Below are 15,991 nucleotides of genomic sequence, written 5' to 3'. Positions count from 1 at the left end.
AAAGCTCATGGAACCCGGGACCTATACTCGTTGCTTATGACTGTCCTGTTGTTAGATCCGCGCTGGCCCACCCTAATCCCTCTGGAGGCCGTTGGAAAACTGCAGGGACCTGTTGTTTTTACCGATGAAGTACCGGTGAAGGTGCGGTGGAATTTCGACCAGCTCCTGTGCGGTGAGGATCCGGCAGGCCACGGTGTTGTGGTGAGCACAGATCCGTCCCACCCGCAGGTGCGCGCGCTTATCGACGCCCACGCGGAGCTCATCCTTGCCCCCTCCCTAGAGGAGCCGATGTGGCAGGCGCGCGAGGTGATGACGCGGGCCCGGCGCATCGGGGAGTGGGAACGCGATCAAACCCATGAGAGCTTGCTGCCGTATCTGGAGGAAGAGTCCGCGGAGTTCGCCGAGGCGGTGCGGGAGCGCGCCTCTGACGCCGAGCTGCTCAAGGAACTCGGTGATGTTTTCTTACAAGTCCTTTTCCATGCCGAGATAGCGGCGCGCCGCGGAGCTTTTAGCCTCGATGACGTCGCCATGTCCTTCGTCAACAAAATGCGCTCCCGCGCGCCCTACCTTTTTGACGGCACGGAGGACGTCGTGGAGGTAGAGGAGCAGGAGCGCCTGTGGGCCGAAGGCAAGGCCCGCGAAAAGGACTAGCCCTTCTGGATAATGGAGGACAGCAGGGGAGCGTAGTCGGTGAGCGTGGAGGACAGGCCAGTGCCGCCGGTGACGATGGTGTCTTCCTTAACGATCTTGCACTCGAGGGCGCGGTCAGCGGTCTGGCCGGAGTACTTCACAGCGGCGAGGGCCAGCGCGCCGAGGTCCTCGGAGTTGCCCAGAGCCATGAGGTTCTTCGACAGCTGGTTGCGGGTGGTGTCCGGGCCGAGCAGCTCGCCCTCGGTCGTCTGATCGATCAGCATCAGGGTGCTGCGGAGGGTGTTGCAGTCAGCATTCTGGATGCCCTGGGAAAGGAAGCCGCCCAACTCTTCGAAGGACGCGGCGGACGCGGTGGCGGGCACGACAGCACCCAGGGTGACAACAGTGGCAGCGGTGGCAGCGATACGACGGATGAACATGGAACTCCTTGAGATTGAAGAAAGGGCGTTGAAAGAACGTGCAGGACCGGCGTAGGCGCGGCGGACCGTTCATCGGTGCAGTGTAGCGCACAATGTTACGCGTGGGAACACTTTGACATAATTATCCGAAATATTTTTGCTTAGCTAGGTTTCTTCCGTCGCTAAGCAATGCCCTCTGTGTCGGTCTAACCCACACGTGAAACCGTCTGTAGTATTCACCTTTATGACACAGGGGCTACGGAGGATTGGGGGCTGTGGCCTCGGCATTGTCTTGGCCATCATTCTGATCATTTCCCTGGTGGCGTGGAGTCTTTCCTTCCTTGATAAGCCTTCCCCGTTCCGGCAGCTGTCCCCCGTTCCGGAGGATCTTCCACCCGTCGGTGGGGCAGAGGTGCCCAATATTGATGTCGAAGCGCCAGGGCGCACCGCGGACAAATTGACGTGGTGGTCTGATCAGCTTGCCGACGCCACCAGCATCCCCGCCCAAGCTTTGCGGGCCTATGGCAATGCCGAATTGATCGCGCGGCAGTCGTGGCCGAACTGCAATCTGCGCTGGAATACCCTCGCCGGGATTGGCTGGGTGGAAACCCGTCACGGGACCTATAACGGCAATATCTTCCACCGTTCTTCACTCGATGAGAATGGTTTCCCCGAGCCGCCCATCGTGGGCATCCCTCTTGACGGTACGAACAACACCACCCACGTTCCGGACAGCGATGGCGGCGTGTTTGATGGCGATACTGAGTTTGATCGGGCGGTAGGCCCCATGCAATTCATCCCGTCTTCGTGGGAGCATTTTGGTCGCGACGCCAACGGTGATGGCGTAGCCGATCCCAATCAAATCGATGATGCCGCGCTGGGTGCTGCTGCCTTGTTGTGTTTCGGGGATAGAGACCTTTCGACGCCGGAAGGCTGGCGCTCAGCCATCCTTAATTACAACCAATCCGAGGATTACCTGCGTAAAGTGGCTGCTGCGGCGAATTCCTATGCCATCGAACAGCCTGCGACGTCCTAGCGCCTTTCTAGATCTTTATCACGTTGTCCGTTTCCGCCCGACACGTTCCGAAGTTTTCTGGAACAATTGGCTGCAGGTGGTTTGGGAGCCCCTCCCAGAACACGAACCCAAGATCAATTTGGCTCTATAGGAGTGAAAGCAGCATGGCTGACATCATCCACGTAATGGCACGCGAAATTCTTGATTCCCGCGGTAACCCCACCGTTGAGGCTGAAGTATTCCTCGACGATGGAGCACGCGGTGTTGCCGGCGTTCCGTCTGGCGCTTCCACCGGTGTTCACGAGGCTCACGAGTTGCGTGACGGTGGTGACCGCTACTTGGGCAAGGGTGTTCTCAAGGCAGTTGAGAACGTCAACGAAGAAATCGCTGATGAGCTTGCCGGCTTTGAGGCCGATGACCAGCGCCTGATCGACCAGGCCCTCATCAAGTTGGACGGCACTGATAACAAGTCCCGCCTCGGCGCCAACGCCATCCTGGGCGTCTCCATTGCCGCTGCCAAGGCTGCTGCCGAGTCTGCTGGCCTGCCGCTCTACCGCTACGTCGGTGGCCCGAACGCTCACGTCCTGCCCGTTCCGATGATGAACATTCTCAACGGTGGCTCCCACGCTGACTCCGGCGTGGATGTCCAGGAGTTCATGATTGCTCCGATCGGCGCAGAGTCCTTCTCCGAGGCGCTGCGTCAGGGTACCGAGGTCTACCACGCCCTCAAGAACGTCATCAAGGACAAGGGACTGTCCACCGGTCTGGGCGACGAGGGCGGCTTCGCTCCGTCCGTCGAGTCCACCAAGGCTGCACTCGACCTCATCGTTGACGCAATCAAGAAGGCCGGTCTGAAGCCGGGCGAGGACATCGCCCTGGCACTCGACGTTGCTTCTTCCGAGTTCTTTAAGGATGGCAAGTACCACTTCGAGGGCGGCGAGCACACCGCTGAGGAGATGGCCAAGGTCTACGAGGATCTCGTTGCCAACTACCCGATCGTCTCCATCGAGGACCCGCTGCAGGAAGATGACTGGGAGGGCTACACCAAGCTCACCGCAGCCATCGGTGACAAGGTCCAGATCGTGGGCGATGACTTCTTCGTCACCAACCCGGCCCGCCTCCAGGAGGGCATCGAGAAGAAGGCAGCCAACGCACTGCTGGTGAAGGTTAACCAGATCGGCACCCTGACCGAGACCTTCGACGCCGTCGAGCTGGCTCACCGCAACGGCTACCGCACCATGATGTCCCACCGTTCCGGCGAGACCGAGGACACCACCATTGCTGACCTCGCGGTTGCCCTCAACTGCGGCCAGATCAAGACCGGTGCCCCGGCACGTTCTGAGCGCGTGGCCAAGTACAACCAGCTGCTGCGCATCGAGCAGGAGCTCAGCGACGCAGCCGTCTACGCCGGCCGCTCCGCATTCCCGCGCTTCCAGGGCTAGTTTCTAGGAGGGACCGAATGCCGGTCGCTCGCTGAGATAGCGTCTAAGCGAAAGGTGCCACAGGAAACTGTGGCACCTTTTTTCGTCGGGGTGGCCTCCATAGCGCTGTGACGCATGTTATTTCTGAGACACGACGCGCGCCGCGCACCACCTGGGCTGTAGCGGGATACAATGACTTCCCGATGGCACGCACTACTTCTTCCCGCACGAAGCGCCGGAACACCGTTCCGGTCCACACGCGTGCCCGCGACGCGCAGCGCACCAAGCCGAAGAAGAGCCCGGCCCAGCCTAAGGGGCTCGACATTCTGGGTGTGGGCGTCATTATCGCCGTCGTGCTCGTAGTCCTCTTATCCATTGCCGTTCCGCTGCGCAATTACTACCACGGCCAGTCGGAGATAGCGCGCCTGGAAAGCTCCATCGCCGCCAAACAGGAGCAGAAAGAAAACCTCCTCACCGAGATTGATAAATACCGTTCGGAGGAATACGTCAAACAAGAAGCACGCCGCCGCTTCGGTGTGATGGATGAAGGAGAAACCGCGTTCCGCATCATGGATCCGCGGATGGACTCAGGCGAAACGGTGACCTCGGAACGCCGCGAGGACGTCGACGAGCGCGCGTGGTACACGGTGCTGTGGGATTCGGTGTCACAGGATGCTGAGACCCCACCGGACACTGAAACCCCACCGGAAGCGGAGAACCCGCCGGAAGACTCAGTCGAAGCTCCTGCTGAATAGGACGCACCCGCGCCTCCGTGTCACAATGGTTCCTATGACCGTGACCGATGCTGATCTTGAAGTCGTCCGCGAACAATTGGGCCGCACCCCGCGCGGCGTCGTGGACATTGCTTACCGCACCCCCGACGGAGCCCCTGCCGTGATTAAGACCGCGCCTAAGCTTCCCGACGGCACTCCGTTTCCTACCCTCTATTACCTCACTGATCCGCGCCTGACCGCTGAGGCGTCGCGCCTTGAAGTTGCCCACGTCATGAAATGGATGGAGCAGCGTCTCGCGGCGGATGAGGACTTGCAGAAGGACTACCAGGCAGCGCATGAACACTACCTGGAAACCCGCAATGCCATGGAGGATTTGGGCACTGATTTTTCCGGTGGCGGCATGCCTGAGCGCGTTAAGTGCCTCCACGTGCTTATTGCTTATGCCTTGGCAGAAGGCCCGGGCGGTCCGCTTTGGCACCGAGGCCGTCGCGATGGCTGCAGAACACGGTAAACTCCGGGGAAGCGCCATCCCGGAGGATTGGCCCACCGTGGGGGACCTGGGCATTGATATGACCCAGTTTGATTTTTCTAACGCCGGTTAAGAGAAAGGCTAGCCTTATGACTCGCGTCGCTGCTGTCGACTGCGGAACCAACTCCATCCGCCTGCTCATCAGTGAGATCCAAGAGGATGGCAAGATTCGGGATATCTCCCGCACGATGGAGATCGTCCGCCTCGGACAAGGCGTCGACGCCACCGGTGAATTCGAGCCAGAGGCACTCGCGCGGACTCGTGCAGCCCTCGAAGAATACGTCAAGCAGATGAAATTTGAGAAGGTTGAGCGCGTGCGGATGGTGGCAACCTCGGCAACGCGTGATGCCAAAAACCACCGCGAGTTCTTCGATATGACCGAGGAGCTTCTTGGTCAGGTCCAGCCGGGTGCCCGCGCGGAGATCATTTCCGGGGAGGAGGAAGCACTGCTGTCCTTCACCGGTGCGGTGGGGGACCTGCGCTCTGAGAAGGGACCCTACTGCGTCATCGACTTGGGAGGCGGTTCGACGGAATTCGTCGTCGGGACAATCGACGGCGAGATTCTCGGCTCCCACTCTGCTCAGATGGGCTGCGTGCGGCTCACTGAGCGCATGATGCGCAACGATCCGCCTACCGAAGCAGAAATAGAGATCGCTACTGATTACGTCGCTGAACGCATGGCGGAAGTGGAAAAGATCGTGCCCATAGACAAGGCCCAAACCTTTGTCGGCTGCGCTGGTACTTTCACGACGCTCTCGGCGTTGGCACAGGGCATGGAACGCTACGATGCTGACTCCATCCACGGATCCGAGCTGCGCTTCGACGCCCTGCGGGTGCTCACCCGACAGATGATTGGTTTGTCCTCGGACGTGAGGACCCTCAACCCCGTCATCCACCCGGGCCGCGCCGATGTCATCGGCGGCGGCTGCGTGGCCGTGGAGGGCATCATGACGATGATTGAGCGCAACAGTGATGCCCGTTCCTTCTTCATCAGTGAGAAGGACATCCTCGATGGCATCATTAGCGGCCTCGTCGCGAACTAAGCTAACTAAGCCGGCACCGTCCCACGGACCGGCACAGTTTTGCGGATGCCGACCCTATTTTCGGCATGTGTCTACCCGTGCCCTAAGATAAGTGGGCACGGTTTGGCCCCCATAGCCCAATCGGCAGAGGCAGTCGACTTAAAATCGATTCAGTGTGGGTTCGAGTCCCACTGGGGGCACCATGACCAGCGGAAATGCTGGAAAAATTGGAGCAAAAAGCGAAAACCCTCTAAAAACCCTCTAAAAAATCGCTAGACAACACAGTTTTGCTGGAACTGTGTCTCTGACTCACAAGCCCCTAGCGGTACCGCCCCTGCATTCGGGCCGTGCTTTCAGCGTCGGGATCGGTTGTTGTGATGCGGGTTTTGTCTACTGATAGATGGAGCCGTCTGGGTCGGCAGCTCGGACTATATCTTCTACTGCGGAGCACAGGTCTGGGTCATCAATGTATCCGTCTTGGCAGCCGTGGTAAGTCTGGATTTCGCCCGAGGTTGGGTTACGGGCGCCATTATCTGCAGTGCCGTATCCACATGTTGCCGCCGGGCCGACGCATTCCTCAGTTTCTTCTAGTCCGGCCTGGCGCTCATTTTCGAGGTACTGCTCGCCGCCTCGGGTGTCGAAACACCATTGGGAGTAGGAGACTGTGCCATCTGACCAGCGGGCAGTGCCGGGGATCCCTTCGAGGCATTCCACGACAGTGGGTTCCGCGGGTACTTGTTCTACTGCCACAGGAGCGTCGGATGCGGGAAGTTCTGGGTCAGGTTGTGCCTCTTCCACGTGGGACTCTGGTTCCGTGGATTTGGAAGCGTCTGCGGGGGAGGTACTGGACGGGCTTGTGCTTGGTGGCGCCTCGTCGGCCCCAGTTTCGTTGCTGCTAGTACTCGTTGGACTTGGTTCAGGTGCAGGGGCGGTGCTGCAACTGCCGAGGGCAAAAGAAATAGCAGCAACCGCAAGGCTAAATTTCTTCATGCTGCTTGCCGCCTTCCATTGAAGTGATAGTGAATGAAAAGAACCCTAGCCTCTGCGCAGCGTACTTGGACGAGGAGCGGGGAGAAGACCTCACAATCCTTAGCCAAGGACACAGTGTGCTACCTCAGCGCAGCGGTGCTTCCCGACGTTTCGTTGACACGTGTGGACAATTTTGCGAATTTTGGGATTTTTGGGAACTTCCTAGCAATGGGGCACGTTGATCCCAGTGAAATGACAAACACGGCACCCCCTCCGGGGCTGCTTTTAGAGAAAGACTGTGAAAGGAATCGGGATTCGCGTGCGTTCTAGTAACCCCGTGATGAGTTCCCTCTCGTCCAGCCAAAGCCAGACCCAGGTTAACCCCTACGGTCAGAGCGACAATCCGTTTAACCAGGGAAACCGTAGCGCCGAGCGTCCGCTGACGGTTGATGATGTCGTGACCAAGACTGGCATCACCTTGGGCGTCATTATCGTTATGGCCGTGCTCAACTTCGCTATTGGTGAGTTGATCAACCCGGGCATCTCAATGATTCTTACCTTGGTTGGTGCGCTGGGCGGTTTCGTTACTGTTCTGGTCTCAACGTTTGGTAAGAAGTTCGGATCTGCTGCGGTGACGTTAATCTACGCAGTGTTTGAAGGCCTTTTCGTGGGCGGATTCTCGCTCATGTTTGCCGGCGTATCCTTCGGTAACTCCGATGGTATGGCGCTTATCGGCCAGGCCATCATGGGCACCGTTGGCGTATTTATCGGCATGCTGATGGTCTACAAGACCGGTGCAGTCAAGGTCACCCCGAAGTTCAACAAGATCATGTTCGGCCTCATCGCCGGCGTGGCTGTGATGGCGCTGGGCAACTTACTGGGAGCTATCTTCTTCGGCTTTAACCCGCTGCGTGATGGCGGCATGCTTGCCATCATCTTCTCCTTGGTCTGTATCGTTCTGGCCTCCCTGTCCTTCATGACGGACTTCGATCAGGCTGACCGTCTCATCCGCCAGGGCGCTCCGGCTCAGTATGCTTGGGGCATCGCTCTCGGCTTGGCCGTGACCCTGGTCTGGCTCTACACCGAGATTCTCCGTCTGCTGAGCTACTTCAGGGACTAGCCTCGGTACCGCCTTTAAGAACCGGCGGCCGGCACCACAATCACTTGTGGGTGCCGGCCGCCGGTTTTCTATGTCCGGTTCGCTTGCAACTACAACCCCCGTGGGGAAGCAAGGAGCTCAGTGCTGCGCGATAGGTGCCGATGTCCTAGGCATGAGAAGAGTGCCTTCCCCATTGTTAGTACATGTGTGCCAGGGGTCTTGCGATTATTTGTGTGCCTCAATTGGCAATTTCTCACCACATACGGCGGGGCGTGAAGAGGAAAGAAACGAGCCTTGCAAAAAGTGCAAATCGGCGAGAAGATACCGTTGTCTTGGGAGAAATGTTCGATCGCCCAAGTCAAAAAACGGATGAAGAATCCCGTCCACGGTGTTCCGGAGTGACCTTTGACAGCGGTATGGAGTGTGACCTGGAATCACTTTCTGCGATTGCTTGTCACCCTACTCTGCGGAATTTATGCAAGGTCATAGGTGGTTTTGTGAACTGCTGTGAGGATGAATCTGGTCCATACTTCCGAAACACGCGATGGGGTCGTGCCTGCAGGGTGAAAAACGACGAACGAATGTTAACAGTGTTGTAATTAGGGGGCACCTGCATGGTCATAATCGGCAGCGCAGGCACAAGAGTCTCACGGCGCGCACCCACAATTCTTACAGGCGACGACCAGCACCTATTTATGAACCTTTTATTACTCGCATCTAATACATCATTATTTGCAACCCATTGAAAATGGGCTATGTGGGGTTGGCGCGACATATTGCGCATTCTCGTGCATTCTGGTCGCAGAAGCCGTTCGCTGAGCTTGGCTCTGGCGAGAGGCTTCTGATAGTCAGAAAAGTTGGTTGAAGGGAAACCATGAAGCGAATCGGGGGCCTTGCGTTGGTGGCGGTTTGTATAGGGGTGCTTTCAAACTGCGCAGCTCCGCTGGGCCTTAGTGCTCGCGACAATGGTAATAACTCGGGGGGCTTTAGCAACTTTTCTGGCGACATGTCCGGCGGTGGCTCAGTGGACTCGGGGGTCGCTGAAGCCACCGCCACGAAGGTGCGAGAGTCTCAAGCTTCAAGCAGTGAGTCTCGTGCGGGCGGTGGGGTACTACCGCCACTTGGTGAATTTGATCGTACGGAGCCTGGCTTCCAGGTGTTTGATCCATGTACCGCGGAGGCTCAATCTGCTTTTAGAAATTTGGGACTACTTTTCACGGGTGAAATCAATCGGGAGACTGGTTTTCGATCTTGTCGTTTTGAGGCCCTGGAACGTGATGGAAGCAAAGCCAGTGTGAGCATAGAATCTAGGGATTACTCGGTTACTGAGATTCGATCCGCTTTTCCTAATGGAACCGAGGCTGAGCTAGGAGGCGGAGAAGTAATCTACTTGGTTGAAGAATCGCTTATCGCGAATGCAACGTGTACGGGGTATGTGGAGACAGTCGAAGGTTCAATCTCATTATCTTGGACTAATTTGTCTAGCGCTAATTCGATAAAGGGCAACTGTAAAAACGTTGAAAGGGTAATACGCGCCGTCATCTAATTAGATGGGGGCTCGGGGGTGAATGATGATTATTAATCAAGGAAATTTAAATCAACAAGTTGAAGCAATCCATAACTTTGATCGAAATCTGTCTCTTGCTAAGGAGCGGGCACATAGCCCCCTTGACGGAGGATTCTCTCCAGTTACTGGCTTAAGCGAAGTCGGCGCAATCCACCAACGCGTGCTGGCAACCGACCCGGGGTCGGCGCGTAATTCCTTGGAGGGGTTTAGGGGACAGGTTTCTTGGCTCGGGGAGGCGCTCCAGACCGAGCTTGCCGGCTTCGAATCACAGGATGAGCTCAACAGCAGAGGGCTGGATGTCGCAGACGCCGGTGGCGGGGGCGCGGCGGAGGCGATGCCGATCGTGTCGCAACCAGATCCGGGATACAGCCCATTTGGGTTTACGGTTCCCATCGTTGACACCGGTGCGTCAATCATGGGACTGGCATCCAACTTGTTCAGCACCCGTTTCTGGGATGTCTCGGAAGCGAATGCGCGGTGGAGAGCCTTGAGCGGAGAAGTCGCCGATATCGTTGCGGGGCTGGAAAACTCGGCCGCGTCGTTGGAGGAGGAGAATGATAGCGAAGCCACCACGCGAGCGGCCCAGAAGATTCGTGAAGTTGCGCAGGCAGGAACACACTTCATTGCCAATGCCGAGGTCATGCAACAAAAGCTGTTCGGCTTCCAAGCACAGCTGATGAATGTGCAGCCAGAGGCAATCGCCTTGGCCTTCGAGGTAGCAGCAATTCCAGATCCCGTCGCACGCGAGGCCGCAGAACAGGCGGCGTTGGGATATATGCAGGGCGTGCTTCAACAGCAGGTTATTGCCGCCATGCCCTATCAGCACGCGCTCATGGATGCGGCACCACCCAGCGGTGGTGGGGATGTCAGTACCCAATTCGGCGCGGTCGCAGGTGATGGATCCCGCTACACCACGGAAGGCGTTGCCTGGCCGCAGCAGATTGCTGAGGCGATGGAAAGCGGCGCCGTCGGGCCAGGTTCCTTCGGCGTTGCAGACGGTGAAATCCAGGGGCTTGAAAGCGTTGGGATGGATGCTGGTGACATCGCGAAGTTTCATAGCGCATTGCATGATCGTGGACGCACGATCCTCAGCGAGTTGGGTTTCGGAGATTCGTTGGCACCCGTTAGTGCGGCGGACGTGAACACGTCGGCCGCGAGCGCAGGCGTAGGAACACTGAACCCGTCTCATGCTGGTGTTCCGGGGACGTCGGCAACTCAGATTGGTGCGCCGAACATTGGCGCTGGTCTGAGTGGACTAGGAGGCCTAGGCAGCGGTGCCGGTGGGCAGGGACTTGGCGCCGTTGGCCTTGCGAATGCGCGCGGCAACGCGCTACCTGGGGGTGTTGCCGGACTCAGCGGCCGGGGGCTGGGCCGGTTACCGGAGATGTCGGCGAATCCGACGACTGCAGCGGCGGGGCTAGGCGGCTTCGGTACTGCGCCCAGCGGACCGCAGACGGGTACGCACCCGGTTATCGGTGGCCTTCCCGGGGCCGTAGCGGGGAGTGGACTGCAGAGGGACGGAAGGGCGTCGCTAAGCGCAGGCAGTATGGCCGGAGGAGGAGTGATCGGTGGCGCTGGTGGAGTTGGCGGCGTCGGCGCCGGCAGCGCCGGTGGTATTGGTAACGCTGGCGGTACAAATAGTGTCGTAGGTGCCGCTGGGGGAGCAGGCGCCGCAAAGGCTGGCGGCGGACAAACCCGCGGCGCGGGTATGCGGATGATGCCCATGATGGGCGGAGCAGCCCGCGGCGGTGAAAGCGAAAAGAGGATCAAATCCGTCACCACGCAGGTTGAACGCGATCCGAACCGCCGAGATCTCCTCGGTGAAGCGCCCGCGGTGCTGCCCGGAGTCATCGGCGAGTGGGCCCGGGAAGAAAACTAGGGGCCGTGGGTGAGGGATATTCTCTCATAACCTCATAACGCGAAAAGCGGCGCCCGAATAACGGGACGCCGCTTTCGCTTTAAGCTGACGGTGAGCCTACTGCTGAACCGGAGCAGTGGTGTACTCGGCCGGAGCAACCTCAGTCTCAGCCGTGGCTTCAGTCTCAGCCGTTGCTGCGGTGGACTCGGATGCACCAGCACCCGGCGCCTCACCGGTGAAGGTGGCACCGGTGTCGACCTTCTCAGTGGAATCCTGCTCGCTCGGCGGGTGGCAAGCAGCCAGGGTGAGTCCAGCGGAGACAACCAGACCAGCGGCAGCGAAACGAGTGAACTTCTTCATGTGATAAAACTCTTTCTCAGAAAAACGATGACCTAAGAGCAGTATAAATTAGGACTTGCGCGGAGTTGCGGCCTTTGCGGAATCATAAGGCGCCGCGGAGACCACGGTCACCGACAAGGTCTTGCCGTTCGGCGCGGTGTACTCGCGGGTTTCGCCCTCAGCAGCACCCAGGAGTGCAGCACCCAGCGGGGACTGCTCGGAGTAGGTCTCCAGATCCTTGTTATCGGAGGCCGCAGCGCGGGTACCGATAAGGAAGGTCTCGCGGTCTTCCTTGTCACCGTTGTAGTAGACGTGGACGACAGAACCGATGTGGGCAACGCCTTCCTGGACGGCGGTGCGCTCGGTGGTGGAGTTAGCCAGAACCTCGGAGATCTGCTTGATGCGGGCCTCTTCCTGGTCCTGCATTTCGCGGGCGGCGTCGTAACCCGCGTTCTCCTTCAAGTCACCTTCCTCGCGGCGCTCATTAATCTCGGCGGCGACGACCGGGCGGTGGTCGATGAGGGCCTGCAGCTCGGCCTCGAGCTTGGCCTTGGTTTCCGGGGTGATGTACTGCTTCTGCTGCTCAGCCATAGTGCAACCTTCCGTTGACGGTTCCTGATGAACGGTTTTATTTCTTAAAGACTGGGCCTAAAAGCGCAGGTGGCGCGGCCCATTCAGAACGCTCAACATACTAGCATAGCTGGGCTTTTACTCGGCGTTTGCCTCACCCGCAGAATCCATGGTGCTGATATCGAGGTAGGAGGGGATATTTCCGGAGCAGCCGTAGACGCCACCGGCGACGGCAGGGTGATTGGTAGGGATGTCCACGGCGACGCGCTGGGCGGCTTCGCCGCCAGCCGGCACGGCAATTTCGCGGCGGCCCACCTCTGCCTTGGAATAGTCAAAAGCCTGCACGATGCAATAGGCAGGCTCCTCCACGCGGTTGCGGGTGATGTCTACCCACACGCGGGCGGTATCGTCGGAAAGAATCTCGTGGGTGACATAGGAGATGTCCGCGTTAATTTTCTGTTGGCTGCGCACGTACTGCACGCCAAAGACGACGGCCGCTACCAGCATGCCCAGGAAAATCAGGACTAGGGCCCGATTGGTCCAGGATTTCCCCGTGTGAGCAGAGGAGGACGAGGAACCGTAGCGAGACCGTGCGCGTGCGGAGCGAGAAGCAGGTTGGGCGTCAGACATGAGTCTGATTCTATCCAACGGTCGCTACGAAGTTACTATCCACTAGACTGGGCCTCTGTTTAAAGAAGCGATGTAGGGAGATGTATCACCCAGTGAGCACAAAGCGCCTTTTGGCTATTCACGCGCACCCTGACGATGAATCCTCGAAGGGTGCTGCGACGACCGCGAAGTATGCCGCGGAGGGAGCGGAAGTCCTCGTCGTGACCTGCACCGGCGGTGAGCGGGGCGACATCATCAACCCAGCCATGGACCGTCCCGGCGTCCTCGAGAACATGGGCAGTATTCGTCGTGAAGAAATGGCGAAGGCCGCCGCCGCCTTGGGAGTACAGCACCGGTGGCTCGGGCACGTGGACTCAGGCCTTCCGGGTGATCCGCTGGCCCCCAATATCAAGGACCTGCTGCCTGAGGGCTGCTTTGCTCTCAAAGAAGATGATGATGTGGCCCAAGAACTCGTGGAGATCATTCGGGAGTTCCGCCCCCAGGTCATCATTACTTATGACGAAAACGGCGGCTACCCGCACCCGGATCACCTCATGGTCTACCGTGCTTCTATGTTGGCGTGGGAGAAGGCGGGCGATGCCGCCTACCACCCAGAATTGGGAGAGCCGTGGGAGCCGCAGAAGCTCTACTACACGCACGGTTTCGTGTACCAGAGAATGAAGATCTTTCACGACCTCCTTGTAGAAGAGGGAAAGATTAGCCCCTATGAGCCGATGCTGGCGCGCTGGGACACCGCTTTTGGTGACATCATGGCGCGCGTGACCACGCAGGTAGAGTGCGCGGATTACTTCCAAAACCGGGAGGACGCCCTGCGCGCGCACGCCACCCAAATCGATCCGGCTGGTGCTTTCCTCGCTACGCCCGTCGCCGTGCAGCAGGAGCATTGGCCAACGGAGGAGTTCGAGTTGGCCAAGACCCGTGTCTCGTCCTCACTGCCAGAGGACGACCTATTTGCGGGAATCCCGGAAGTAGGGGAATCTTAAAGTATGAACGCTTTGTACTTCGCGGCGCATGACGTCGCCCTGCTCGCCCAAGGGAGCCAAAGCGGGCCGGTGGGACCGGAGTTCGGTAAGGCCTCGCCCATTGGTTTGCTGATCCTCGTTCTCATGGGAGTGGCCGTCCTTTTTGCAGGCTGGAACTTTCACCGCCGCTATTCGCGCTTCCGCCGCCGCACCATGTTCGCGCAGGATCATGGCATCGATCCTTTTGATGATGAGGCGGTCGATGCGGCAATGAAGGAAGCCGGCATCCTCGATAACAGCAAGAAGTCCATCTTTTAACGCAGAGGACGTTTCCCCACCGTGAAGTTCCTAAGCCAGCTCCTATACCCCCTGTATGAGGCGCGCCTAACGCGTGAGATTAAAAACAAACCGCAACCACGCCACGTGGCAATCATGGCGGATGGCAATCGCCGCTGGGCGCGCGAGGCGGGCTTTACGGATATCAGCCACGGCCACCGGCAAGGCGCGCGGAAGATCAGTGAGATGATTTCGTGGTGCCAGGGCACCGACATTGAAGTCGTCACTATCTACTTGCTGTCGACGGAAAACTTGAAGCGCAGCGAGCAGGAAGTGCAGTTGCTTTTCGACATCATCTCGGATGTCGTCACGCACCTCTCCCAGGGTGACTTGGATTGTCAGATCCGTCTCGTCGGGCACTTAGATCTGCTCCCCGAACAGGTCACAGCCAAGATGCAGAGTGCGGCTGAGGCTACCGAGGATCACCAAGGTGTCATCGTCAATATTGCGGTGGGCTACGGCGGGCGCCAAGAAATTGTGGATGCCGTACAGAACTTGATCCGTAGTGAAGCACGCAAGGGGCTGAGCGCTGAGGAGATCGCGGAGAACGTGACTGCAGAGGCCATCACGGGCAACCTCTACACCAAAGGGTTGCCGGATCCCGACCTCGTCATCCGTACCTCCGGTGAGCAGCGGCTGTCCGGGTTCCTTCTGTGGCAGGCAGCCTATTCCGAGATTTGGTTCACGGATACCTACTGGCCAGCATTTCGCCGGGTGGATTTCCTGCGTGCCTTGCGCGACTATTCTCAGCGCTCGCGCCGCTTTGGGCGCTAGCCGGGTTACGCCGCCTAGAGCTTGCGCATCCTGACCTGTTCCACCAAATGGTGTGAGCCTTTGCGCAGAACCAGGGAAGCGCGCACCCGGGTGGGCAAAATATTCTCAATGAGGTTGGGCAGGTTGATGGACTGCCAGATCTCACGTGCCTGCGCGTAGGCTTCCTCATCCGTCATGTCCGCGAAGGAAGCGAAGTGCGCGCCCGGCTCGCGGAAGGCAGTGTGCCGGAGCTTGAGGAAGCGGTCGATGTACCACTTCTCAATGTCGTCCACGCGGGCATCGACGTAGACAGAGAAGTCAAAGAGATCCGACACCATGAGGGTTGGCCCGGTCTGCAGGACGTTGAGGCCTTCCAGGATGAGGATGTCCGGTTGCCGGACCTCTTGGAATTCATCGGGGACGATGTCATAGGACACGTGCGAATACAGCGGTGCGGTAACCAGTGGTTTGCCGGATTTAACGTCGGTAACAAATCGCATGAGCGCGCGGCGGTCATAAGACTCCGGATAGCCCTTGCGCTGCATTAGCCCGTGCTCTTTGAGATAGGCGGTGGGGTAGAGGAAACCATCGGTGGTGACGAGGTCGACCTTCGGGTGGGAATCCCAGCGTTCCAAGAGCACTTGGAGCAAGCGCGCCGTCGTCGATTTGCCCACGGCGACGGAGCCGGCGACGCCGATGACGAAAGGCACGTGCGTCGGTGGGTTACCCAAAAAGGCCTCGGTGGCGGCGGTGAGTTTCTGGCGGGCCTCCACCTGCATGTGAATGAGACGGGATAGCGGCAGATAGACTTCCGCCACCTCGGTGAGATCGATGCGGTCACCAATACCACGGAGTTTTTCCACCTCGGTGGCCGTCAACACCTGTGGCATGGATTTACGCAGGGCACGCCACGTATCGCGGTCAAAATCGAGGTACGGGCTCGCATCGGTCATTCGCGCCATGCCGACTATTGTCGCACTGCATCCGGCGCCTCGTGCAATTGCCCCGAATGAAAAGATTCTTAGAGGCCCCGCGCGGGGGATAGGGGGCGTTAGGGATGTGAGAACTAGCTTCGGCGATTTCATTAAAGCCAGGGTGGGTTGGTTTGTTGCTGCGAGCGGGCGCCGCTGGCTATCTT

At 58.8% G+C, this 15,991-nt stretch carries 17 protein-coding genes, 1 tRNA gene and 1 pseudogene; 13 read left to right on the top strand and 6 right to left on the bottom strand.

Annotated elements, in window-relative coordinates:
• The first annotated feature begins 36 nt into the window (after nt 1–36).
• Nucleotides 37–651, top strand: a complete 615-nt coding sequence (locus tag FME68_RS04180) for a MazG nucleotide pyrophosphohydrolase domain-containing protein (RefSeq protein WP_070754590.1) — start codon at nt 37–39, stop codon at nt 649–651.
• Here FME68_RS04180 and FME68_RS04175 read toward each other — a convergent pair.
• A complete protein-coding gene (locus FME68_RS04175) occupies nt 648–1,070 on the bottom strand; it encodes a hypothetical protein (RefSeq protein ID WP_158396214.1) in 423 nt (140 codons plus the stop codon). The genes FME68_RS04180 and FME68_RS04175 overlap by 4 nt on opposite strands.
• Before the next feature lie 223 nt (nt 1,071–1,293).
• On the opposite strand from FME68_RS04175, the gene FME68_RS04170 reads away from it, so the two are divergent.
• The 6 genes and pseudogenes from FME68_RS04170 (at nt 1,294) to FME68_RS04145 (ending at nt 5,973) form a co-directional block, all read left to right on the top strand.
• Complete coding sequence (locus tag FME68_RS04170; RefSeq protein WP_158396212.1) at nt 1,294–2,085, top strand: lytic transglycosylase domain-containing protein; 792 nt, start codon at nt 1,294–1,296, stop codon at nt 2,083–2,085.
• Nucleotides 2,086–2,228: 143 nt separating this feature from the next.
• Entirely contained in the window at nt 2,229–3,506 is a 1,278-nt protein-coding gene (eno, locus tag FME68_RS04165) for a phosphopyruvate hydratase (RefSeq protein WP_049155525.1), read from the top strand.
• 182 nt (nt 3,507–3,688) lie between these two features.
• On the top strand, nt 3,689–4,240 hold the full coding sequence (locus tag FME68_RS04160; protein ID WP_158396210.1) for a septum formation initiator family protein: 552 nt from the start codon (nt 3,689–3,691) through the stop codon (nt 4,238–4,240).
• Nucleotides 4,241–4,274: 34 nt separating this feature from the next.
• Nucleotides 4,275–4,821, top strand: a pseudogene (locus FME68_RS04155) (DUF501 domain-containing protein).
• 16 nt (nt 4,822–4,837) lie between these two features.
• Nucleotides 4,838–5,791: a Ppx/GppA phosphatase family protein gene (locus FME68_RS04150; protein WP_158396208.1), complete on the top strand. Its 954-nt coding sequence runs from the start codon at nt 4,838–4,840 to the stop codon at nt 5,789–5,791.
• A gap of 105 nt (nt 5,792–5,896) precedes the next feature.
• Nucleotides 5,897–5,973: transfer RNA gene (locus tag FME68_RS04145), tRNA-Leu, on the top strand.
• Nucleotides 5,974–6,160: 187 nt separating this feature from the next.
• On the opposite strand, the gene FME68_RS04140 is transcribed toward FME68_RS04145, so the two are convergent.
• Complete coding sequence (locus FME68_RS04140; protein ID WP_158396206.1) at nt 6,161–6,520, bottom strand: hypothetical protein; 360 nt, start codon at nt 6,518–6,520, stop codon at nt 6,161–6,163.
• Between the two features lie 538 nt (nt 6,521–7,058).
• Between FME68_RS04140 and FME68_RS04135 the strand changes: the two genes are divergently transcribed.
• The 3 genes from FME68_RS04135 to FME68_RS04125 all read left to right on the top strand — a co-directional run bounded on the left by FME68_RS04135 (nt 7,059) and on the right by FME68_RS04125 (nt 11,284).
• On the top strand, nt 7,059–7,859 hold the full coding sequence (locus FME68_RS04135; RefSeq protein ID WP_070679983.1) for a Bax inhibitor-1/YccA family protein: 801 nt from the start codon (nt 7,059–7,061) through the stop codon (nt 7,857–7,859).
• A gap of 853 nt (nt 7,860–8,712) precedes the next feature.
• On the top strand, nt 8,713–9,384 hold the full coding sequence (locus FME68_RS13435) for a DUF3558 family protein (RefSeq protein WP_083312704.1): 672 nt from the start codon (nt 8,713–8,715) through the stop codon (nt 9,382–9,384).
• A gap of 181 nt (nt 9,385–9,565) precedes the next feature.
• Nucleotides 9,566–11,284: a hypothetical protein gene (locus tag FME68_RS04125; protein ID WP_232760902.1), complete on the top strand. Its 1,719-nt coding sequence runs from the start codon at nt 9,566–9,568 to the stop codon at nt 11,282–11,284.
• Between the two features lie 96 nt (nt 11,285–11,380).
• On the opposite strand, the gene FME68_RS04120 is transcribed toward FME68_RS04125, so the two are convergent.
• The 3 genes from FME68_RS04120 to FME68_RS04110 form a co-directional block, all read right to left on the bottom strand.
• Entirely contained in the window at nt 11,381–11,623 is a 243-nt protein-coding gene (locus FME68_RS04120) for a hypothetical protein (protein WP_046648328.1), read from the bottom strand.
• A gap of 48 nt (nt 11,624–11,671) precedes the next feature.
• Nucleotides 11,672–12,193: a transcription elongation factor GreA gene (gene greA / locus FME68_RS04115; RefSeq protein ID WP_046648329.1), complete on the bottom strand. Its 522-nt coding sequence runs from the start codon at nt 12,191–12,193 to the stop codon at nt 11,672–11,674.
• Nucleotides 12,194–12,310: 117 nt separating this feature from the next.
• Nucleotides 12,311–12,802, bottom strand: coding sequence for a DUF4307 domain-containing protein (locus FME68_RS04110; protein WP_158396202.1), 492 nt, complete (start codon nt 12,800–12,802; stop codon nt 12,311–12,313).
• 92 nt (nt 12,803–12,894) lie between these two features.
• On the opposite strand from FME68_RS04110, the gene mca reads away from it, so the two are divergent.
• Genes mca through FME68_RS04095 form a run of 3 tightly spaced genes read left to right on the top strand, consistent with a single transcriptional unit; the run spans nt 12,895 to nt 14,874 of the window.
• A complete protein-coding gene (gene mca, locus FME68_RS04105) occupies nt 12,895–13,785 on the top strand; it encodes a mycothiol conjugate amidase Mca (protein WP_070821832.1) in 891 nt (296 codons plus the stop codon).
• 3 nt (nt 13,786–13,788) lie between these two features.
• A complete protein-coding gene (locus tag FME68_RS04100; protein ID WP_046648331.1) occupies nt 13,789–14,082 on the top strand; it encodes a hypothetical protein in 294 nt (97 codons plus the stop codon).
• Nucleotides 14,083–14,103: 21 nt separating this feature from the next.
• Nucleotides 14,104–14,874: an isoprenyl transferase gene (locus tag FME68_RS04095; protein WP_046648332.1), complete on the top strand. Its 771-nt coding sequence runs from the start codon at nt 14,104–14,106 to the stop codon at nt 14,872–14,874.
• A gap of 14 nt (nt 14,875–14,888) precedes the next feature.
• Here the strand turns inward: FME68_RS04095 and coaA are convergent, their stop codons facing one another.
• The gene (gene coaA, locus FME68_RS04090) at nt 14,889–15,815 is read right to left on the bottom strand and encodes a type I pantothenate kinase (RefSeq protein WP_046648333.1); all 927 of its coding nucleotides are present in this window, start codon (nt 15,813–15,815) and stop codon (nt 14,889–14,891) included.
• Between the last annotated feature and the right edge of the window lie 176 nt (nt 15,816–15,991).

The sequence above is a fragment of the Corynebacterium hiratae genome (genome assembly GCF_009708045.1).
GTDB classification, from domain to species: Bacteria; Actinomycetota; Actinomycetes; order Mycobacteriales; family Mycobacteriaceae; genus Corynebacterium; species Corynebacterium hiratae.
This window is presented reverse-complemented; position numbering and strand designations above follow the sequence as displayed.